Below are 20725 nucleotides of genomic sequence, written 5' to 3'. Positions count from 1 at the left end.
GGGAGCGGTCTGGCGGATCAGTAGATGAGCGGCAGCGCGATCGTGAAGATCAGTCCGTTGAGCACTCCGAGCAGCAGGGCGACGCCGAGCGTCGTTCCGACGATGGCGAGGAGCTTCGACGGGCCGCCCTTGAGGTAGCCGAGCACACCGAGGGCGATGGCTCCCAGACCGAGGAGAGCGTCGAGCACCGACTGCGTTCCGCCGAGCAGACCGTAGGCACTCGTGCTGTTCGTCGCGTACATGCCCAGCTGAATGAACGTGAAGATGAACCCGAGCAGAAAGCCCGAGGCGCCGAGGATCGCGGAGACGAAGCCCAGGGTGTTCTTCACGCGGGGCGGCCGTGCGTTCTGGCCCGGCTGCTGCGGGTAGCCGGGGTGAGGCTGCTGGGGCTGCGGCTGCTGCGGCTGCTGCGCATAGCTCGGCTGCTGCTGCTGATACGAGGGAGCCTGGGGCGCCGGCGACTGCGGCGGCGTGTACGACGGCGGAACGGCCGGGGGTTCGAATGTCATGACAGGTCCTCTGTGCTCTCGGGGCGTGTGCTTAGAGTATGGCCGCCGTGACGCCATCGACGCACGCGTAGCGCTCGATGTCCCACCCGGCGCGCCGGGCTCCGGCCTCGTAGGCGGCCTGCAAGAACTCGAGCGCGGCGGCGCGCGGATCTCCGCTCTCCCGAGTGGCGTCGTACGACAGAACGGCCAGATGGCTCGCGCCGCGATCGAGCCACTGCGCCGAACCGGGCAGCGGCTCGTCTGCCAGCCCCTCGGGCTCGGGCGAGGTGTAGGCGTACCAGGCCGGGGCCGGGTAGCTCGGATCTCCGAACCAGAAGCCCACGCTGATGACCTCGCGGGAATACGCCTCGCGGGTCACCGGATCGGACTCGGCCGTGTGCGGCACGACCACGTCGGAGAACCGCGTGGCGGCGATGTCGAAGGTGTGCCAGAAGTGGTGCACCGGGCTCGTCTTGCCCGAGAACCGACCACTGAACTCCTCGAGCACGAGGTTCACGTCGCTGAGCACGCGCCAGTAGCGCGACACCGCCACCGGGTCGTAGGCGTCGTGCTCGGTGTCGTCGGCGAACGCACGGCCAGCGTCGGGCAGGTCGAATGGATGCGCGTCGACGATGCTCTCGGCGGCTTCCGGCGCGCCGATGAAGCGCAATGCCTCGAGGAGGTCGCCGTGGAACGAGGCGACCGACTGCCCCACGAGCGCGACGCTGGCCCTGCGGCCGTCGGTGTTCTGCACGATCGCCCGGTGGTCGATGAAGTCGAAGTCGATCGCGAAGGTGGGGTCGAACCCCATGGGCCGAGTCGTGATGCCCGACGCGGTGAGGTGGAACGGCACGTTCCACCAGTGGTTGCGTCGCACGCTCGCGGCGAGTCTGACCTTGCCCACGATCTGCACGAAGCGGTGCAGCGTCTCTTTCGTGTGCTGCCAGTCGTCGTACGGTGCCGCTTCGAAATGCTCCATCGTTCGAGTATGCCTCGTCGCCGTCAGGCAGACGCTAGAGCGCGAGCAGCTTGCGCTTGGCGGCCGCGAACTCCTCGTCGGTGAGCACTCCGTCGCGGTGGTAGGCGGCCAACGCACCCAGCTCGGCGATGAAGTCGCGAGCGTGCGCCGCGGCATCCGGAGCCTGTTCGACAACAGGCTCGGGCTCGGTGGATGCCAGCCCGCCGTTGGCCGCGAGCCGCGCGTCGGCGATGGCCCCGGTGATGGCCGCGACGCCCTCGCGGAACTCCTTCACGTCGTCGAGCGTCAGCTGGTTGGAGTCGTCGCCGTGGCCGACCGTGACCCTGATGGTCGCGAGCCCGCGGGTCTTCTGCAGGGTGCTCTGCACCACGTCGATCTCGGCGATGTCGATCACCGCGATGTCGTGCAGTGTGCGGGCCGCATCACCGATGTGCACGAAGAGATGGTCGTGGATCAGCAGGTAGCGGCCACCGCCGACCTTCGAGATGGGATTGCCCACGGCAGCCCAGCGTGTGCCCTCGGGCCACTTGGGCTTCGGGGTGTACGAGGCGGTCGGCTTCGGCATGTCGGCCTGGCGAGCGGTCCACGCTCGGCCGTCCCACCAGCGCTTTCCCCCGGATCCATCGTCGTACCAACCCGCAGCGACATCACTCATAGCTTGTTACCCCCGAACAGAGCGTAAACCGGCGGAGGGTCGCACCGCACCCTCCCGCAGGGTTCGAGTCGCGTACGCCTCGCGTTCCTCGCGTATTCACCGGTGTGAGGCGAGACTGGAACCGCTGCACCCCGCTCGGGCACGACCTATCGAAGGGCATCCGATGCATCTCGACGAATCCGGCGAGGTCTACGCGGCCGCCATCGTGTTCATCGCATTCGTCGTCGCGCTGTGCGCGGTCGGCATTTCGGCGGCCAGACGCAGATAGACCGCGCGGTGCGACACACAGTGTGTTGTCGTGCGACGCCTGTGCTGTCAGACTGATCGCGGATCGGGGGATCATGATCAGGCACACGCACACGGACTCGCCCACCTGGGGCACGCCGCGTCGGCTCTCTCGACGAGCGCGACGAACGATCACGGTGCTCAGCGCCGTGCTCGCGGTGGCGCTGGTGATCTCGATCATCACCTCGGCCTCGCCCTGGGCGTCGAGCATGCTCATCCGGGCCGTCTTCGAGAAGGGCGGGCGCGACACGGTGGCCGAGATGCTGCCCTACGTTCCGCCATCCGGAATCGCCGAGACGCTCGACGTGCAGTACGGCGACGGCACCGACGGCGCCGCGACGACACTGGATGCGTTCCGCCCGGAATCCGCGAACGGCCCGCTCCCGACGGTGGTCTGGATCCACGGCGGCGCGTGGATCTCCGGCGACAAGAGCAACGTCGCTCCCTACCTGAAGATCCTCGCCGCCGAGGGGTACACGACGATCGGGCTCAACTACTCGATCGCACCCGAGTCCATCTATCCGACGGCCGTCTTCCAGCTGAACGAGGCGCTCGCCTACATCGATGATCACGCCGCCGAACTGGGCGTCGACGCCGACCAGATCCTGCTCGCCGGAGACTCGGCCGGCGCACAGCTCGCCAGCGAGCTCGCGGGCATCACGACGAATCCCTCCTACGCCACCGTCGTAGGCATTGATCCGGCCCTGTCTCCGACTCAACTCGTGGGCACGATCCTCAACTGCGGCGTCTACGACCTGCAGCGCATGTCCGAGCTGAACGGCATCGAGGCGTGGGGATTCAAGATCTCGCTGTGGGCCTACACCGGCACCAAGGACTGGTCTGATACCTCTGCGGGCGCCACGATGTCGAGCCTGGGCTTCGTCACATCCGAGTTTCCGCCCACCTACATCTCGGGCGGCAACGGCGACGCCCTCACCTGGGTCGAATCGGTGCCGATGTCGAACGCGCTGAAGGCCGCCGGCGTCGAGGTCGACGAGCTGTTCTGGGCGGCCGACCACGAACCGGCCCTCCCCCACGAGTACCAGTTCCACCTCGACTACGACGATGCGCACACCGCGCTCGATCGCACGCTGGCCTTCCTCGAAGCGCACACCGACGCATCCTGACGGGCACCAGGTGCTTCAATGGATGTCGACACCCACCGAATGAGAGAAGCCCCGTGCCGTCCATCTCCGAGCTGACCATCCCCGGCAAGCGAAACGTCAAGGGACTCACGGCATCCATCGCCGAGCTGAAATCGGGCGATCTCGTGAAGGCCGTGTTCTCGACCCCGCGCTACGGGGTCGTGTCGATCGAGGGTCGGGCGCACTTCTCCAAGACGACGAACTCGTTCATGATCGCGGGCCGGGCTCTGGATGCGAACCTCAAGCCCGACAAGTCGCTGCAGCTTCTCGAGATCGTCGACCCGCAGGCAGCCGCCGTCGCCGCTGAGGACGGCGTCGCCGAGCTCAGCGACGAGGAGGTCGCGGCGCTGCCCTCCGGTGATCCGGTCGATGTCGTTCCGACCCTGCAGCACGGCGACGTGGTCGCGGCCCGTTACTTCGAGCTCGCTTACGGCGCGTTCACCGTGATGGGCGCCTGCGTCGCGGCCCCCGGCCCGTCGCTCATGCTCGGCACCTGGTTCGTCTCGCGCAACGGGGTGCCCGCCAGCCGACTCAACCATGTCGACGTCGTGGCCCGCGCGGCCGACGGCGAGCTGCGCATCCCGGCCACCATCTCGTCGTGGGGCGAGGAGTCGGGCTCCGACGAGCTCTAGTCGTAACGCAGCGCAGGGGGTTGTCCCGCCGTTCGCGGCGCCTCTAGCCTCGATGCATGGCCATCGATCCCGCAGCGAGCATGCAGTCCGACGCGTTCGACCCGGCATCCAATCATCTGGATGCGCGTATCGATACCGGGCGCACCTGGCTGCTGCGGCCGCGGCGCGAGCTGGTCGTCACGCGCCACGACACCGGCGCGGTCGAGCTGCGAGTCGAGGCCGGCGATCGGGCACAGGCGGGTCGGCTGCTCGCGCAGGTGCACGGCGAGCTGCACTCGAAGACTGTCGTGGAGTTCTTCCGTGAGTGGCGCGTGATCTCCTAGGTGAATCCGACAAATGTCGGATAAGAGGAATACTCTGGACGGGTCTGCATGTTGAATTCGATGCAGGCGCATGGAGATCGCCGATCTCCGCGACATCAGTCTGTAGAGAATGGAGAGTGATCCTCATGGCCAGGTTCGACAACAAGGTAGCGATCGTCACCGGCGGCGGAAGCGGCATCGGAGCGGAGATCTCGCGTGAGCTCGCGGAGCAGGGCGCTTCGGTCGTCGTCACCGACATCAACCTCGACGCGGCCCAGAGCATCGTCGACGAGATCGGCGCAGCCGGAGGTTCAGCGGCCGCCTTCCAGCAGAACACCGCGAAGTGGGAGGACTCGAAGGCCGCGGTCGAGTTCGCCCAGTCGACGTTCGGCGCCCTGCACCTCGCCGTGAACAACGCCGGCATCGGAGCCGCCCCGCAGAAGATCGGCGACTACGACATCGCCGCCTGGGACAGGGTTCGCTCCGTCGACCTCGACGGCGTGTTCTACGGTCTCAAGTTCCAGCTGCCCGCGATCGTCGCGGCCGGCGGCGGCGCCGTCGTGAACATGGCCTCGGTTCTCGGATCGGTCGGAATCGCCGAGAACGCGGCCTACGTCACCAGCAAGCACGCGCTCATCGGCCTGACCAAGGTGGCGGCGCTCGAGTACACGTCGGAGGGGGTGCGCACCAACGCCGTGGGACCCGGATTCATCGATACCCCGCTCGTGCGCTCCAGCCTCTCGCCCGAGGCGCTCAGCGCGCTCGAGGCGGAGCACGCGTCGCGTCGCCTCGGCACCGACAAGGAGGTCGCCGCGCTGACCCTGTTCCTGCTGAGCGACGAGGCCTCGTTCATCTCGGGCAGCTACCACCTGGTCGACGGCGGCTACTCGGCCCACTAGGCCCTGCGGAACGAACCGACTATCGAGGCCACGCCCGTCGATGTGCAGACTGGACTCATGGATTCTCCCGAGATCGGCACGCAGAGCTCGACCGTCGACGCGTGGACCCGCGCCCTGGCAGGACGGAACGGCTCACCGGGCGGAGGCGCTGGATCCGGAGTGATGCTCGCGATCGCGGCCGCACTGATGTCGATGGTTGCGGGCTACTCCGAGCATGACGACGGAAACGACGTCGCGGTGATCGGCGAGCTGCACGCCAGGGCGCTGTCTCTCCGCGAGACCGCACTCCGACTGGCCGACGAGGACTCCACGGCCTCCGCCGCATTCGGCGCGGCCTACAACCTCGAGAAGGGGCCAGCGCGGGATGCGGCGGTCCGCCAGGCATCCACCGACGCGGCGCGCGCATCCAGCGTTCTCGGTCGCCATGCGTCCGAGGCGATCGACGACCTCGAGTGGCTGGCCCTTCGCGGCAACCCGGCGCTGATCGCCGACGTGGTCGTAGCGCTCGGCGCACTCCGGGCCGCCATCACCGGCGCGCGCACGAATGTGAGCTTCGATCTCGCGGCCGTTTCTCGCGCCGGAGAGCCACCGAAGCAGGTACGTGCAGAGAACCCCAGGGTGTGGGACTCTGTGCGCGAGTTCGACGAGGCCCGCGACCGCATCGACGCGATCATGGCCGCGGTCGACGACCGCGCGGCCCCGACCGACCACGAGTAGCGAGCTAACGGAGCACGTTTCGAGCAACACCCCGCTCGCGAGGCGCGAAAAGTGGCGTGTCGGCCGATTCGTGCTCCGTTGACCCGGTCTCGAGACCACCCACGGCGTTCCCTGAGCCTGTCGAAGGGCGGCTACGCGAACTGCAGCAGGATCTTTCCCATGTGGGCGCTCGACTCCATGCGACGATGAGCGTCGGCCGCCTCCGCGGGCGTGAACACGCTGTCGACGGTCGGCTTCACGAGCCCCTGCTCGATCAGCGGCCAGACCGACTCACGCACGGAGGCGATGATCGCCGTGCGCTCGGCCAGCGGCCTCGCGCGAAGGGTGGTCGCCCAGATACGACCGCGTTTTATCATGAGCGAGCCGACATTGAACGAGCTCGTGTCGCCGCTCTGGTTCGCGATCACCATGATGCGGCCGCCCACGCCCAGGGCCCGGATGTCGCGGGCCACGTAGTCGCCGCCCACCATGTCGAGGATCACGTCGACGCCGGTACCACCCATCTCGTAGTTGACGACCTCCACGAAGTCCTGCTCGCGGTAGTTGATTCCGACAGCTCCGAGCGACTCGGCGAAGGCGACCTTCTCGGCCGACCCTGCCGTCGCGAAGACCCGCGAACCCAGCGCGTGGGCGAGTTGGATGGCCATGGCGCCGATGCCGCTCGAGCCGCCGTGCACGAGGAACGCTTCGGTCGGAAGCAGCTCGGCGCTCATGTACACGTTCGACCAGACCGTCGCGGCCACCTCCGGCAGCGCGGCCGCATCGAGCACGGAGACCCCGGCGGGCACGGGAAGCACGAGCCCCTGGTCGACGACCGCCCGCTCGGCGTAGCCGCCGCCCGGCAGCAGGGCGCAGACCTCGTCTCCGATGCGCCACTCCGCCACGTCGTCGCCGATCGCGCTGACGACGCCCGACACCTCGAGTCCCGGCCACACCGGGGCGCCGGACGGCGCCGGGTAGCTGCCGCGGCGCTGGGAGATGTCCGCCCCATTGATGCCGGCGCCGACAACGTCGATGCGCACGTCCGACGGCCCGACCGGAGGCTCGATGACCTCGCTCAGGGTGAGAACAGACGGATCGCCGAAGCTCGGAAGGGTGATCGCTCGCATGCCGCGAGTCTACGAGCGTGGCCGCCGCGTCCGCTCCTTCTGGGCGCATCCGCCGCCGGTCGCCTGGGCGCCGATGCGCCTACCGGGCGCGGATGTCCGCCGCGCCTACGAACCGAGCCGGCCCGACAGGCGCGTGTGCAGCGCCCGGCTGCGCCCATCCAGACCCTCGAAGGCGACCGTCACGCCGTGCTGGCGGTACTTGTTCTCGACCGAGTCGAGCGCGGCCACCGTCGATGCGTCCCAGATCTGGGCGGCTCCGAAGTCGACGACCACGTTCGGCGGGTCGACCGCATACGAGAAGCGCTCGACCAGGTCGTTGCTGCTTCCGAAGAAGAGCGGCCCGTGCACGGTGTAGCGCGCAGACTCGCCGTCGCCCGAGACGACCCGGTCGACCCGGATGACGTGGGCCACCCTGCGTGCGAACAGCACCATCGCGAGCACCACGCCCACGAGAACGCCGAGCGCGAGGTTGCCGGTCGCGACCACGACGACGATGGTGATCACCATCACGAGGGTCTCGGGCACGGGCATACGACGCAGTGTCGAGGGCCGCACGCTGTGCCAGTCGACGGTGGTGATCGCCACGATCATCATCACCGCCGCGAGCGCCACCATGGGGATCTGCGCCATCAGGTCGCTGAGCAGCGTGACGAGGGCCAGAAGCACGAGCCCCGCCACGAACGTCGAGATGCGGGTGCGGGCCCGACCCATCTTCACGTTCACGATCGTCTGGCCGATCATCGCGCAGCCGGCGATTCCGCCGTAGAACCCGGCGAGGATGTTCGCGACGCCGAGCGCCCACGACTCGCGGCTCTTGTGCGATCGGGTCTCGGTGATGTCGTCGACGAGCTTCGCGGTGAGCAGGGTCTCCATCAGACCGACGAACGCGACGCTGAGCGCCGTGGGCCAGATGAGCTGCAGCGTCTCGAGGTTCAGCGGGGCGAGGAACGGCGTGAGGCCCGGCAGCGCCCCGCCGATCTCGCCTTCGTCGCCCACGTTCGGAACGCTCAGGTGCGCGATCATCACGATCGCGGTGACGACCACGATGGCGACCAGGGGCGCGGGCACGGCCGTGGTGAAGCGCGGCAGGATCAGGATGATCGCGACCGTGAGCGCGAACAGCGGGTACACGAGCCACGGCACGCCGAGCAGGTGCGGCACCTGGGCCACGAAGATCAGGATGCCGAGGGCGTTGACGAAGCCGATCATCACCGAACGGGGGATGAACCTCATCAGCCGGGCAAGGCCGAGTGCGCCGAACGCGATCTGCACGATGCCGGCGAGGATGATCGCCGGCAGCAGGTACTCGACTCCGTGATCCTTGACCAGGGGTGCGACGACGAGCGCCACGGAACCTGCCGCAGCCGTGACCATCGCGGGCCGCCCGCCGAGGATCGACATGGTGATGGCGAGAACGATGGATGCGACGAGGCTGACCTTGGGATCGACACCGGCGATCACCGAGAAGGAGATGACCTCCGGGATGAGGGCCAGCGTCGTCACGATTCCGGCGAGCACCTCCCGGCTGAGCAGTCGGGGCGAGCGGAGCGCCTGGAGCGTCGTCACTTCGGCCTGGGGAGCGAGGGATCCGGGGAGCGCGGGCACCGGGACAGCCTACGTGGAATGACTTTTCGCCGTTGCCGGTAGCGACACTATCGGTAGTGCTACTATCAGCACATGCTCATCTCGCAGGTTTCGCAGCTCTCCGGCACTCCCGCCGCCACGATCAAGTACTACGTGCGCGCCGGGCTGCTGCACGCCGGCACTCGGCACGGCGAGAACCGCACCAGCTACGACGAGTCCCATGTCGAGCGGCTCCGGCTCATCCGGGCCATGCTCGAAGTGGGCAGACTCTCGGTCACGTCGACGGCCGCCGTTCTTGCCGCCCTCGATGACACGTCGAAGCCGATCGCCGAGACCTTCGAGGTCGCGCAGAACGCGCTCGCCCGCGATGCCGTGGCCGACGTGAGCGAGCCGTCGCCCGAGAGCATCGCGCGCGCCGACGCCGTCGTCGAGCGCGCTGGATGGCTGCACTGCGGCGACAACGTGGGTCGCCGAATCCTGGCGCAGACCATCGACGGGTTCGCCAAGGCGGGGCATCCCCCGACAGACGAGTACCTCGATCGCTACGCGGCCGCCGCCGGCCTCGTGGCCGACGCCGACCTCGATGCCGTCGGTGCGATCGCCGACGACTCCGAGCGAACCGAACTCATGGTCGTCGGCACGGTGCTCGGCGACGCCCTCTCAGTCGGCCTGAGGCGCATTGCCCAGGCCGCCCGTACAGCCGATAGGAATCTGTGATGCCCGCACTGAACCGCGCCTTCGCTTGGCACCGTCCGCTCATGTCCGTCGCCGCACTCATGCTGCTGTGCGCGGCGGTGTGCCTGATCGGCGTCGCCGCCGACCCGAGGCAGGTGGGAGGGGCCGAGGTCTGGCTCAAGCCGCTGAAATTCTCGCTGTCGATCCTGATCTACTCGGTCACCTGGGCCTGGCTGATCGCGCATCTGCCCCGGTTCCGAAAGGCGGCTCACACCGCGGGCACGGTGATCGCGGTCGCCCTCGCCGTGGAGCAGATCGCGATCGTTGCGGCCGCCGCATCCGGAACGACGAGCCACTTCAACGTCTCCACCCCCGTCTCGACGGCGCTCTGGGGAATCATGGCCGTGTCGATCACGGTGCTCTACGTCGCCACGTTCGTCACCACGATCATGCTGTTCTGGATGCCGCTTCCCACGGTCTCGCTGACGGTGGCCGTTCGCGCCGGCGCGGCCCTCGCACTCGTCGGCCTCGGACTCGCCTTCCTCATGACGGGGCCGACCGCGCAGCAGCTCGACGACTACCAGGGAATCGTCGGAGCGCACACCGTGGGAGTCGCCGACGGCGGCCCGGGCCTGCCCATCCTGGGCTGGAGCACCGTGGCGGGAGACCTGCGCATTCCACACTTCGTCGGCATGCACGCCCTGCAGCTGATCCCGCTGTTCGCGATCGCCCTCGATCTGCTGGCCCCGCGCCTCCGGATTCTCGCCGACGATCGCGTGCGCACCCGGCTCGTGATCGTGGCCACGTCGGCATTCGGGGCCGCGCTGCTCGTGCTGACGGCGCAGGCGCTGGTGGGGCAGTCGATCGTTCGGCCCGACGGCGGAATTCTCGTGGCCGGCTGGAGCGTTCTGGGCGCAGCCCTGGCGGCGACCGTTGCCGTTCTCGTCGGCGCGGCCAGGCATCCTGAGCCTCCTGCCGCGCCGCCGACCGCACCGGCTCGCGTCGACCCCCTCGACGCCCCGGCCGAGACAGTGCAGTCGTGAGCCGCCTGCGTCGCGACTGGAGCGCGCCGGCCGTGATCTACCTCGTGCTGGCTGTCGTCGGACTCGTCGGAACGTGGACCTTCAACATCACGGCCATCGTTGAGAAACGCGACTTTCTGGGCGAGTGGTTCGGCAGCGGCCCGTCGGTGAACTCGCTCGGCGTCGACCTCGCGATCGTTGCCGTCGCCGCGATCGTGCTGATGGTGGCGGAGGCGCGGCGGCTGCGCATGCGCGGGATCGTGCTCTACGTCGTGCTCGTGCCCCTGGTGGCGCTCGCGTTCGCGTTCCCGTTGTTCCTGTGCGCCCGCGAGCGCCACCTCACTCGTCAGAGGCCTGCAGAGCGCTGAGGTGCAGGAAACGGCCGCTTCGATGCACGGTGAAGCGGCCGTTTCCTGCACCTCAGCGAATGGCTGAGGCTCAGCCGTTGGGCAGGATGACCGCGCGGCCGCGGATCGAGCCCGAGTGCAGGCGCTCGTAGGCTGCAGGACCCTCGTCGATGCCGAAGGTCTCGACCTCGACCTCGATCTGGCCCGCCCGGGCCATGTCGAGCACCTCGATCAGTTCTGCCCGCGAACCCCAGTAGGGGGTGCGCACGGCGGCGTCGTAGGCGATCGCGCCGAAGCCGACCGGCAGCATCCCGCCCCCGATGCCCACGATGGTGACGTCGCCCTCGATCGCCACCGATGCGCCCGCGATCTCGACGGTGGGCTGAACGCCGACGAAGTCGAAGACGGCGTTCGCTCCGAGTCCGCCGGTGAGCTCCTTGATCGCGTCGACCGCGTTCTTGTCGCTGAGCAGAGCGTGGTGGGCTCCGACCTTCTTCGCCAGCGCGAGCTTCTCATCGTTCACGTCGAGGGCGATGACGGTCGCTCCCGAGAGGGCTCGCAGAATCTGGATGCCGACGTGGCCGAGTCCGCCGGTTCCGATCACGACGGCGAAGGTTCCGGCGCCGAGCTTCGGAAGCGAGCGCTTGATGGCGTGGTACGGCGTGAGACCTGCATCGGTGAGCGAGACGTTCTTCACGGGGTCGAGGTCTCCGAGCGGAACCAGGTGCCGCGGGTCGTCGATCAGCATGTACTCGGCCATCGAACCGGGCGAGCCGAGCCCGGGAGGCATGATGCCCTCGGCCTGAGCGTTGGTGCAGTAGTTCTCTTTGCCCTGGGAGCAGTTGTGGCAACGACCGCAGCCCCACGGTCCGTAGACCGCCACGGCGTCGCCCACGGCCAGGTGCTCGACTCCCTCGCCGAGCTCGTGCACGATTCCCGCGCCCTCATGGCCGAGGGTGAGTGGCAGGCCGTATACGTACTGGTCTTCGGGCAGGCCCATGATGAACTCGTCGGAGTGACAGACGCCGGCGGCGGTGACCTTCAGCAGAACCTGGCCGGGGCCGGGCGTGGGAATCGGGATGTCGACGACCTCGGGGGCCTTGCCGATGGTCGTGTACTGGAGCGCCTTCATGATGTCTGACCAATCCGCGGGCGGCGAGATGTCCTGAATGCGGTGAACCGTCCGCGATTCCAGCGTACTCCGACAAACCGACAGTTGTCTGTTTTCATCCCTCACTGGGCAGGCTCGGTGGTTGCCGCTAGCGTCGAGGTCGTGACCGACTCACCCACCTCTCCTTCGTCCGACGCGACGAGCGATGCCGCCATCGCCCTGGCCGCACGCGACGTGTTCGGCTGGGCGACCCTGCGCGAGGGCCAGCTCGAAGCGGTGCGCGCCTCGGTCTCCGGCAGAGACGTGCTCGCCGTCATGCCCACCGGCTATGGCAAGTCGGCCGTCTACCAGCTCGCGGGATCGATTCGTGGTGGCGTCACCGTGGTGGTCTCTCCGCTCATCGCCCTGCAAGACGACCAGGTGCGGTCGCTGCGCGAGAAGCACGGTCTCGTGGCCGCCGCGATCAACTCGTCCCAGTCCGATTCCGAAAACCATCAGGCCTGGGCCGATGTCGAGAGCGGCGAGCCCTGCTTCGTCTTCCTCTCTCCGGAGCAGCTCGCGAAGGAGTCCGTCGTCGCGCGACTGCTCGCCCGGGGCGTCTCGCTCTTCACTGTCGACGAGGCGCACTGCGTCTCAGCGTGGGGCCACGACTTCAGACCCGACTATCTCGGCCTCGGCGAGGTGATCGACCGGCTCGGCCACCCTCCCGTCGTCGCGCTCACCGCCACCGGCTCCGGCCCGGTGCGCGACGACATCGTCGACAGGCTCGGCCTGCGCGACGCGCTCGTTCTCGCGCGGGGCTTCGACCGGCCGAACATCAGGCTCGAGGTGGTGCGGCACGAGAGCGACGACGACAAGCGCCGGGCCGTCGTGCAGCAGGTCGTGGATGCTGTCGGTCCCGGTCTCGTGTACGTCGCGACCCGCGCCGATGCGGAACGATACGCCGACGCCCTTCAGGCCAGAGGCATCCCCGCCGCCGCCTATCACGCGGGCCTTCCCGACGCCCACCGCGAAGACGTGCACGAGCGATTCATCGACGGCCGCACCGACGTCGTCGTGGCCACGAGCGCGTTCGGCATGGGGATCGACAAGCCCGACGTGCGATTCGTGGTGCACGAGGCGGTCACGGACTCCATCGACAGCTACTACCAGGAGGTCGGCAGGGCCGGCCGAGACGGCGCAGTCGCCCTGGCGACCTTGCACTACAGGGCCGAAGACCTCGGACTGCGCACGTTCTTCGCATCGGGCGTTCCGTCGCGCGAGTCCATCTCGCTGGCCTTCGCCGCGATCAAGACGTCACCGGGACTCTCGCTGCCGCAGCTGGCAGATGCGCTCGACGTCTCTGCGCGGTCAGCCCGGGCGCTCGTCAACCTTCTCGAGGAGTCCGAGCTGGTGACCTCGACGGCCTCGGGTCTCAGCACGATCGACCGGCGATCGCCGACCGTGGCGGCGCGCATCGCGTCCGAGAAGGCGGCGGCGCTGCACCGCGTGGAGAAGTCGCGCGTGCAGATGGTTCGGGGCTACGCGGAGACCCTCGAATGCCGACGCATCTTTCTGCTCGGATACTTCGGCGAGAGTCTGGGTGCCCCCTGCGGCAACTGCGACACCTGCTCCTCGGGCAGCGCCCAGGAGGAGTTCGCCCGCGAGCACACGATGGCCCCGCACGAAGGCGACGGGGCGGTCGCCTATCCGCTCGACACCCGGGTACGCCACGCGAAGTGGGGCGAGGGTGTTGTGATGCGTGTCGAAGAAGACAGGATTACCGTGTTCTTCGACGACGAGGGCTACAAGGTGCTGTCGATCGAGGTGGTGCAGCAGCATCGACTGCTCACTCTGCTGCCCACCTGACCGACCGCCCCTGGCCCGCCGTCAGTTCTGCGCGGGGTCGTCGAGGTCCTTCTCCGCGCTGTCGCCGGCATGCTCGTCCTCTTCGACGTTGAAGTGAGACGCCTCGCCGTGTCCCAGCGCGATTCCGTCGTCGGAGTTCGGGATGGTGCCGTCTTTTCCGAGCTTCTCGCCCTCGGTGGGGATGTTGTCTGACATGTCGCTCCTTCGCTTCGGTGGTCGCCTTCAGTCAAGCGCGATCGATGCTGAATGGTCAGGGGGTGGCGCGTTCCCGCCCGACATGCTTGCCTTGTCGTGCCATCCGGCCACGCAGTGAGAGAGGACGAAGCATGAGCGACCAGCAGAGCGAATTCGACGAAAAAGAGGTCGACAAGGGCGAGCAGATCATTCCCGGTGTCGAGACCGAGGGCAACGCGGCCGCCGAGGCCGTGTCGCACTCGTTCGGCACCGTCGAGGAGCAGCTGCCCACAGACGGCGTCGGCGACGACGACCTCGATCTGCGCTCACCGGGGGCCGGGTCGACAGAAGCGGACTAGGCGGTCGGCGGGGAGCCGGCGGTCGGCGGGGAGCCGGCGGCCCGCCCGCTACTCGACGACGTAGCTCTGGGTGCGTTCGAGGAACTTCTCGAGGTATTCGGTGGCGATGCGCGTGCACTCGTCGATGAAGAACTGATCGCCCGATGGATCGGTCTCGAACGCCTTCGCGGTGAGCGTGTCGACGATCTCGACTACCACCTCGACGTGCTTGAGCAGATCGGGTCGGTCGCGCGAGACTTCGAATCGCTCGAAGAAGAGTTCACCCACCTGATGTGCGAGCACGGTGCGGTTGCTGTCGGTGTTGTCGATCAGATTGCGGTCGATCGCGTCTCCGAGGCGCAGCCAGCGGAAGCCGGGCTCGGTGCGGAAGAGCCCGCAGTAGGCCATGATGACCCGGCCGAGCAGCTCCTGCCACTCGGCGTCCCGGCTTTCGAGCGCCGCCTGCGACGTCTGCATCAGACGGGTGAGGTTACGTGTCGCGAGCGCGGCGGCGATGGCGGGCATGCCGTCGAAGTACCGGTAGATGCCCGGTCCGGACATGCCGACCCGCTTGGCGATAAGCGTGGGTGACAGGCTGCCGTAGCCGACCTCGTCGATCAGAGCCGCAGTCGTATCGAGGATGAGTTCGATGCGCTGTGTGCTGCGATCCTGGCGCGGGCTGCGGCGCAGGGCTGCGCGCGGCACGACGTCGACGAGTTCATTGGTGGACATGAGTCCCAACACTACTTGTTGTTCCTGACCCTCGAACAGGGGTGGGACGCTCGCGAATCCGCTACTCCGCAGAGACCGGATGCGCCACCCCCGCCGCCGTGTCGGCCGTCGGCCGTAGCGTGGGAGGCATGTCAGACATCCAGAACAACGACGCGTCGGTCGAACCGGCGACTCCGTCGGTCACCCAGAACGATTCCGCAGCCGCCGACTCCGCTACCAATGAAGAAGAGACGCTGGGCGCTCCACGCCCAGACGGCGACACCTCGTCTGCCGCCAAAGATCCCGAAGACTGGGTCACCGGCGACGAGCCGATGACCGGCCCGCAGAAGAGCTACCTCGACACGCTCGCCCGCGAGGCCGGCGAGGAGCTTCCGGCCTCGCTCACGAAGGCCGAGGCGTCTGAGCACATCGACCGGCTGCAGAAGGTCACCGGCCGCGGCCAGTAGAAGCGAACGCTCGCGGAGGCCGTCGCCTATGCGTCGTACGAGCCCGCGGCGCTGTGGATCTGCTCGATGATCTCGAGCGACCGCAGCGACTCGCGCGGGTCGACGGGCAGGGGGCCGCCGCGCAGCAGCGCCTCGGCGAGCAGTTCGTAGAAGGCAGAGTACTTGCCCGCCTGGGTGGGCAGGGCGACCACATCGCCGTCGACACCGAGAAGGCCCCAGCGGTCTTCGCCGTAGACGCCGAATCCGTCGTCGGTGGGCAGAGCGCCGTCGCGCAGCTGCGGCTCCTGCGGGTCGAGGCCCCAGCTCGTGTAAGCCGAGGTCGAGCCGAGCACGTGGAACCGGGGGCCGACCTGCGCGGCCATGCCGTTCATCCAGAGCTGGGTGCGCACGCCCGATGAATGCCTGAGCAGAACCGTGGTGTCGTCGTCGGCGACGCCGTCTTCTCGGCGGGTGATCACTTCGGCGTGGATCTCCTCGACGTCTCCGAAGAGCTGCAGGGCCTGGTCGAGCAGGTGCACACCCAGGTCGTAGAGAATGCCGCCGCCTTCCGAGGCGGTGGCCTCCGCCTTCCACGACTTCGCCTGCACCGGCTTCCACCATTCGAAGCGCGACTCGAAGCGTCGCACCTCGCCGAGCTGGCCGGCCTCGAGCAACGAGGCCAGGGTCAGGAAGTCGCCATCCCATCGGCGGTTCTGGAAGACCGTGAACGGGAGGCCGAGCCGCTCGGCCTTCTCGATGAGCGCCAGGCCCTCGGCGCTGGTGACGGCGAACGGCTTGTCGACGACGACGGCGACCCCGGCATCCAACGCCCTGTCGGCCAGTGCGGCGTGCGTGCCCGACGGAGAGCCGATCACCACGAGGTCGAGCTGCCCCCGCGTCGCGCGCTCGAACAGTTCGTCGACGCTGTCGACGATGACGGCGGCCGGATGCAGGCGGGCGGCCTCCGCGGCGCGCTCGGCGTTCGCGGTGACGATCACCGACACCTCGAAGTCGGGATTCGTTGCGAGGAAGGGCGCGTGGAACACCCGACCGGAGAGTCCGAATCCGATGATTCCGGTGCGGATGGGACGAGAGAAGGGAGTGGCTGAAGGCATGCTTCGAGGCTATCGGGATGCGCTGGCGGTAATCGATAGCTCATCGGCGGAAACGACGGCATGTTTCGCTGTACTGCAGTTCGCGGCGGCACGAGAATCGTCTGCATGACCGCACAGCGCTCCGGGTTCCTCCTCCTGCACGGCTGGCAGAACGAGCGACCGCCCGAGCACTGGCAGCACCGAACCGCGCGCGCCCTGCGCGACCGCGGCGCGCTGGTGGAGTACCCGCAGCTGCCCTCGCCGCACTCCCCTGGCGTCTCCGAGTGGTCGGCGTCGGTTCTGGATGCGCTGGGTCGGCTGCATGACACGGGCCGAGTCGACGACGTGGTCGTGATCGCACACAGCCTGTCGGTTCTGCTGTGGCTGGGGGCGAGGCCGGATTCGCCCGTCGAGATCTCGAGGGTGCTTCTGGTGGCCCCGCCCTCCGTGGAGGTGGCCGCCGGTTTCGCCGAGATCGCGGCCTTCGCCGCGCTGCCCCTCGCCGTGTCACCGATCGATGCCGGGCGCACGATCCTTGTGGCGAGCGACGACGACCCGTTCAACCCCGACGGCGCCGAGTCCTCGTTCGGCCGACCGCTCTCGCTTCCGACCATCGTTCTGCCGGGCCAGGGCCACTTCACGCCGGACTCCGGCTACGGAGAGTGGCCATCGCTGTTGGAGTGGTGCGTCGACCCGGCCACGCGCATCCGGAGCCGCGAGGCCTGAGGATGCGACGAGGCCTGCATCACTGCGAGCGCCGCACCAGTTGGTTCAGCACGCCCATGAGTTCGGGCAGCTTCGCCGTGACGTCGTCGGCGCCGCGCAGGTAGACCATGCGGCGGCCGTCGGCGTAGTCGCCCTCGAGCAGCTCACTGTCGATCGACGGCGCACCCGGGTGATGGAAGACGAGGTGCAGGTACTCGTCGGGACGCAGCATGAAGGTGTAGAGGTAGTCGTTCGCGATCCGATAGCTCGGAGCGTTCCACTTCCATTCCTCGACGATCGCGGGGTCGATCGCGAGGGTGATGTCGCGCAGACGATCGATCTGATCGCGCAGAGGATGGGCGCGCAGGTCGAGCCCGGCATCGACGGAGAGCTGCTTCTTCGGCATGGCGACAGGCTAGTGGCCGGTCGTTCACTCCCGCCGGACTGAAAAATCTCCGGGAGATAGTTCCTGTCGCGAGATAAAGAGTCGGCGCTCAGGGAAGGCCCAGCAGATCCGGGGATTGAAGCGTTTTACCGATGCAGGCTGCATCATAAGCAGCGGCCGAAAACGAGTCGATTCATCACGTTGTCACCTCGTCCCGAAATATTCGAGCTCCTTTACCCGGCGAATCCGACGTGCCTAGGTTTGGGGGTAATCAGCCGTTGGGGGTGATTGACGTGGATGCCATCGAAGAGCACCGACCCGTCAGTCGACTGCGGCTTCTTTTGCTCGGAGGGCTCGTCGGAGCCGGGTTCGTCGTCGGGGGAATTCTGCTCTCGCCGACCTCGGCGCATGCCGACGATGGCCTCCTCGGCGGCGTCGGAGGCGTCGTTTCCGGGGTGACCCAGCCGGTCTCCGAGATCGTCGACTCGGTCGTCGACACCGCTGTTCCCGTGGTCGAGGACGTGAGCTCCGTGGTGCCCGAGCCAGTTGCAGAGGTCGTGCAGCCGGTGGTGGAACCGGTCGTCGACGAGGTCGTCATTCCCGTCGTCGAGGCTGTGCCCGACGCGCCCGTAGCCGAGATCGTGCAGCCCGTCACCGACGTGGTGGACCCTGTCGTCGCGGCCGTTCCGGTGGTCGGAGACATCCTCGGATCCACGCCGACGGCAAGCGTCACGGCGCCGGTCGTCGACCTCGCCGACTCCACTGTCGGGCAGGTGACGACGACCGTCGTGACGGTCGCACCCGCGCTTCCCGGAGCATCCGGACCGATCGGCCCCGGCGGAATCATCCCGCCGATCCCGGGTCTGGATCTTCCCGGTTCCTCAGCCGTTTCTCCCGCTCACGCAGGCGATGTCCTCCAGGCATCGGGCCCTGCGGTCGCCTCCCTCGAGGGGTTGGCAGGCGGTGCCCTGCCGGCGACTGCGGGCGCCTCTGCCGAATCCGTTTCATCTTCTGGTCTCCCCGCCCCGGGACAGGCCGGCTCCGCCAGTTCTTCAACGCCTCCGGTGCCGGGCGCCCCTGCGCCCGCCGGGCATCCTGAGGGTTCTCCCGTGGTCTTGCCCACTCCGTCTGGCAGTGGCGGCGCGGGAACGGGCGGCGGGGCCGGTTCCGGCGGGGTCGCCTCGCTCGACGCCCTCTCCGGCTCACTCTTCGCGCATGCCGCAATCACGCTGCGCGCACTCGAATCCGACGACGCTCTTCCTGCTTCGCCGACATTCGACCTCGGTTCGACTCCTGACTGACTGAGTCCGCACCTGCCTGGAGTTCAGGGGCAGACGATGCGAACCACCTCCCCCGCGCGGTCGCGCGGCTGGAGCTCATCAGTCACAACAATCTTTCTTGGAGTTGAACCATCATGAAGAAATTCATTCAGAGAGGGCTGTACTTCACCCTCTTCGTCGGAGGCCTCTCGTGCCTCGGCGTCGCCGCAGCGAACGCTGCGGACACCACATCGGACGAAGACGGCCTGGTGTCGGGAACCCAGGCCGTGATCGGCCTCGAGGTTCCGGTCGACCTCTCGGGCAACGCGATCAGCATCCTCGGGGATGCGACGGCCACGGCACCCGAGGCGGCTCCCGCCGCCGAGCCGGCACCGGCCGCTGAGCCGGCACCTGAGCCCGTCGCCGAGGCGACGACCTCCGGCGAAGACGGGGTCGCATCCGGCACGCAGGCCATCGTCGACGTCGACGTTCCGATCGACGTGTCGGGCAACGCGATCAGCGTTGTCGGCGACTCGGAGCAGTCGGGCGCGGTGGAGTCCGCACCTGCTTCGGAGGCCCCGACGGAGGCCGCCCCGGCAGCCACCACCACCGGGAGCGATTCGCTTCTCGGCGGAACGCAGGGACTGGTCGATGTCGACATCCCGGTCACCGTCGGCGGCAACGCCATCACGGTGATCGGCGACTCGAGCAGCTCGGGCAGCACGAGCACGACGGGCGAATCGTCCGAACCGTCCGGCACCCCTGCCGGCACCGGCGCATCCACCTCGGGTGAAGACGGAATCCTCGGCGGAACSCAGRTCGTTCCCGTCRTCGGAGCCCCCATCACCGCCGGCGGCAACGCCATCACGGTGATCGGCGACGCCGAGTCCACCGACTCCAGCACCACCGGMGGAACCACCGGCGGAACCGGCACGACCGGCACCGGCGCATCCACCGGCGGCACCGATTCGGTGCTCGGCGGAACGCAGGTCGTGGGCGACATCGGAGCCCCCGTCACGGTTGGCGGCAACGCCATCACGGTGATCGGCGACGCCGAGTCCACCGACTCCAGCACCACCGGCGGAACCACCGGMGGAACCGGAACCGGCACGACCGGCACCGGCGCATCGACCTCGGGTGAAGACGGAATCCTCGGCGGAACCCAGATCGTTCCCGTCATCGGAGCCCCCATCACCGCMGGCGGCAACGCCATCACSGTGATCGGCGACCCGACGACATCGGGATCGACCGTCACCGGCGGAACCACCGGCGGATCGACGGAGAACACGACCGACGGCGAGGGCAGCATCGGAGGAGGGACCCAGATCATTCCGGTGATCAACCTTCCGATCGACCTGGGCGGCAACGCCATCACCGTGATCGGCGACCCGACGGTCACCCCGACCGACCCGACCGACCCGACCGACCCCACGGACCCGACAGATCCCACGGATCCGACCGACCCGACCGATCCCACGGACCCGACGGACCCCACGGACCCGACCGACCCGACGGACCCGACGGAACCGGTCACCCCTGGCACGCCGACCACCACCACCACTGTGGTGACCGCCGGTAGCGTCACCGCTGGAGGCTCCTCGGCTTCGGGCTACACCGCCGGAACAGACGCCTCGGGCCTTGCCCTCACCGGCGTCTCGGCGGCACCGATCGCGGGAGCCATCGCGCTCCTGCTGCTGGCCGGACTTGCTCTGATGATCACCTCGCGCAAGAAGGGCGCTCGTATCTGACGATCACGTCCGAACAGACCCGTGCCGGGCACCGCCACCCCCGTGTGGTGCCCGGTACGGGCGTGTC

General features: G+C 68.2%; 24 protein-coding genes. 14 read left to right on the top strand and 10 right to left on the bottom strand.

Annotated features, from left to right (window positions below):
- Positions 1-17 precede the first annotated feature (17 nt).
- From ASF51_RS18440 to ASF51_RS19495, 3 genes are read right to left on the bottom strand one after another with little or no spacing between them, the layout of a single operon-like run.
- Positions 18-509, bottom strand: coding sequence for a hypothetical protein (locus tag ASF51_RS18440; RefSeq protein WP_055933470.1), 492 nt, complete (start codon positions 507-509; stop codon positions 18-20).
- Between the two features lie 31 nt (positions 510-540).
- Complete coding sequence (locus ASF51_RS18435) at positions 541-1467, bottom strand: DUF5996 family protein (RefSeq protein ID WP_055933467.1); 927 nt, start codon at positions 1465-1467, stop codon at positions 541-543.
- A gap of 34 nt (positions 1468-1501) precedes the next feature.
- Positions 1502-2122, bottom strand: a complete 621-nt coding sequence (locus ASF51_RS19495; RefSeq protein WP_082480623.1) for a PH domain-containing protein — start codon at positions 2120-2122, stop codon at positions 1502-1504.
- Between the two features lie 341 nt (positions 2123-2463).
- Between ASF51_RS19495 and ASF51_RS18425 the strand changes: the two genes are divergently transcribed.
- The 5 genes from ASF51_RS18425 (at position 2464) to ASF51_RS18405 (ending at position 6102) form a co-directional block, all read left to right on the top strand.
- Entirely contained in the window at positions 2464-3534 is a 1071-nt protein-coding gene (locus ASF51_RS18425; RefSeq protein ID WP_055933461.1) for an alpha/beta hydrolase, read from the top strand.
- A gap of 53 nt (positions 3535-3587) precedes the next feature.
- Positions 3588-4184 carry a hypothetical protein gene (locus ASF51_RS18420; RefSeq protein ID WP_055933458.1) on the top strand — a complete coding sequence of 199 codons (597 nt, stop codon included), beginning with the start codon at positions 3588-3590 and terminating at the stop codon, positions 4182-4184.
- Between the two features lie 56 nt (positions 4185-4240).
- Positions 4241-4507, top strand: a complete 267-nt coding sequence (locus ASF51_RS18415) for a hypothetical protein (protein WP_055933455.1) — start codon at positions 4241-4243, stop codon at positions 4505-4507.
- A 125-nt stretch (positions 4508-4632) separates the two neighbouring features.
- Positions 4633-5385: an SDR family NAD(P)-dependent oxidoreductase gene (locus ASF51_RS18410; protein WP_055933683.1), complete on the top strand. Its 753-nt coding sequence runs from the start codon at positions 4633-4635 to the stop codon at positions 5383-5385.
- Positions 5386-5442: 57 nt separating this feature from the next.
- Positions 5443-6102 (top strand): cyclodeaminase/cyclohydrolase family protein, encoded by a 660-nt coding sequence (locus tag ASF51_RS18405; RefSeq protein WP_055933452.1) that lies wholly within the window; start codon positions 5443-5445, stop codon positions 6100-6102.
- A 131-nt stretch (positions 6103-6233) separates the two neighbouring features.
- Here ASF51_RS18405 and ASF51_RS18400 read toward each other — a convergent pair whose 3' ends face one another.
- Positions 6234-7211, bottom strand: a complete 978-nt coding sequence (locus ASF51_RS18400) for an NAD(P)H-quinone oxidoreductase (RefSeq protein WP_055933448.1) — start codon at positions 7209-7211, stop codon at positions 6234-6236.
- A gap of 105 nt (positions 7212-7316) precedes the next feature.
- Positions 7317-8816 (bottom strand): SulP family inorganic anion transporter, encoded by a 1500-nt coding sequence (locus ASF51_RS18395; protein ID WP_055933446.1) that lies wholly within the window; start codon positions 8814-8816, stop codon positions 7317-7319.
- Between the two features lie 72 nt (positions 8817-8888).
- Here ASF51_RS18395 and ASF51_RS18390 point away from each other — a divergent pair, with 72 nt between their 5' ends.
- The 3 genes from ASF51_RS18390 to ASF51_RS18380 are packed head-to-tail and all read left to right on the top strand — an operon-like array spanning position 8889 to position 10860.
- Positions 8889-9512: a MerR family transcriptional regulator gene (locus tag ASF51_RS18390; RefSeq protein WP_055933442.1), complete on the top strand. Its 624-nt coding sequence runs from the start codon at positions 8889-8891 to the stop codon at positions 9510-9512.
- 41 nt (positions 9513-9553) lie between these two features.
- Positions 9554-10513, top strand: coding sequence for a hypothetical protein (locus ASF51_RS18385; RefSeq protein WP_235497318.1), 960 nt, complete (start codon positions 9554-9556; stop codon positions 10511-10513).
- The gene (locus ASF51_RS18380) at positions 10510-10860 is read left to right on the top strand and encodes a DUF2834 domain-containing protein (RefSeq protein WP_369797333.1); all 351 of its coding nucleotides are present in this window, start codon (positions 10510-10512) and stop codon (positions 10858-10860) included. Before ASF51_RS18385 ends, ASF51_RS18380 begins: the two co-directional genes overlap by 4 nt.
- Before the next feature lie 70 nt (positions 10861-10930).
- On the opposite strand, the gene ASF51_RS18375 is transcribed toward ASF51_RS18380, so the two are convergent.
- On the bottom strand, positions 10931-11971 hold the full coding sequence (locus ASF51_RS18375) for an NAD(P)-dependent alcohol dehydrogenase (protein ID WP_055933433.1): 1041 nt from the start codon (positions 11969-11971) through the stop codon (positions 10931-10933).
- 141 nt (positions 11972-12112) lie between these two features.
- On the opposite strand from ASF51_RS18375, the gene ASF51_RS18370 reads away from it, so the two are divergent.
- Positions 12113-13798: a RecQ family ATP-dependent DNA helicase gene (locus ASF51_RS18370; RefSeq protein ID WP_082480591.1), complete on the top strand. Its 1686-nt coding sequence runs from the start codon at positions 12113-12115 to the stop codon at positions 13796-13798.
- 21 nt (positions 13799-13819) lie between these two features.
- Here ASF51_RS18370 and ASF51_RS19490 read toward each other — a convergent pair whose 3' ends face one another.
- Positions 13820-13993 (bottom strand): hypothetical protein, encoded by a 174-nt coding sequence (locus tag ASF51_RS19490; RefSeq protein ID WP_200926163.1) that lies wholly within the window; start codon positions 13991-13993, stop codon positions 13820-13822.
- 131 nt (positions 13994-14124) lie between these two features.
- On the opposite strand from ASF51_RS19490, the gene ASF51_RS18365 reads away from it, so the two are divergent.
- A complete protein-coding gene (locus ASF51_RS18365) occupies positions 14125-14331 on the top strand; it encodes a hypothetical protein (RefSeq protein ID WP_055933430.1) in 207 nt (68 codons plus the stop codon).
- Positions 14332-14379: 48 nt separating this feature from the next.
- Here ASF51_RS18365 and ASF51_RS18360 read toward each other — a convergent pair whose 3' ends face one another.
- On the bottom strand, positions 14380-15042 hold the full coding sequence (locus ASF51_RS18360) for a TetR/AcrR family transcriptional regulator (RefSeq protein ID WP_055933427.1): 663 nt from the start codon (positions 15040-15042) through the stop codon (positions 14380-14382).
- 128 nt (positions 15043-15170) lie between these two features.
- On the opposite strand from ASF51_RS18360, the gene ASF51_RS18355 reads away from it, so the two are divergent.
- Positions 15171-15488: a DUF3072 domain-containing protein gene (locus tag ASF51_RS18355; protein WP_055933674.1), complete on the top strand. Its 318-nt coding sequence runs from the start codon at positions 15171-15173 to the stop codon at positions 15486-15488.
- A gap of 26 nt (positions 15489-15514) precedes the next feature.
- Here ASF51_RS18355 and ASF51_RS18350 read toward each other — a convergent pair whose 3' ends face one another.
- Positions 15515-16582, bottom strand: coding sequence for a Gfo/Idh/MocA family oxidoreductase (locus tag ASF51_RS18350; protein ID WP_055933423.1), 1068 nt, complete (start codon positions 16580-16582; stop codon positions 15515-15517).
- A gap of 105 nt (positions 16583-16687) precedes the next feature.
- Between ASF51_RS18350 and ASF51_RS18345 the strand changes: the two genes are divergently transcribed.
- On the top strand, positions 16688-17287 hold the full coding sequence (locus tag ASF51_RS18345; RefSeq protein ID WP_055933420.1) for an alpha/beta hydrolase: 600 nt from the start codon (positions 16688-16690) through the stop codon (positions 17285-17287).
- 19 nt (positions 17288-17306) lie between these two features.
- Here the strand turns inward: ASF51_RS18345 and ASF51_RS18340 are convergent, their stop codons facing one another.
- Positions 17307-17672 (bottom strand): DUF1801 domain-containing protein, encoded by a 366-nt coding sequence (locus tag ASF51_RS18340; RefSeq protein WP_055933417.1) that lies wholly within the window; start codon positions 17670-17672, stop codon positions 17307-17309.
- A gap of 272 nt (positions 17673-17944) precedes the next feature.
- On the opposite strand from ASF51_RS18340, the gene ASF51_RS18335 reads away from it, so the two are divergent.
- Positions 17945-18952, top strand: coding sequence for a hypothetical protein (locus ASF51_RS18335; RefSeq protein WP_157412226.1), 1008 nt, complete (start codon positions 17945-17947; stop codon positions 18950-18952).
- Between the two features lie 113 nt (positions 18953-19065).
- A complete protein-coding gene (locus ASF51_RS18330; protein ID WP_055933410.1) occupies positions 19066-20658 on the top strand; it encodes a chaplin family protein in 1593 nt (530 codons plus the stop codon).
- Positions 20659-20725 lie beyond the last annotated feature (67 nt).

This window comes from Agreia sp. Leaf283 (assembly GCF_001422485.1).
In the GTDB taxonomy this organism is placed as follows: domain Bacteria; phylum Actinomycetota; class Actinomycetes; order Actinomycetales; family Microbacteriaceae; genus Agreia.
Note: the sequence above shows the minus strand (reverse complement) of the source record. Positions and strands in the feature narration are given on the sequence as shown.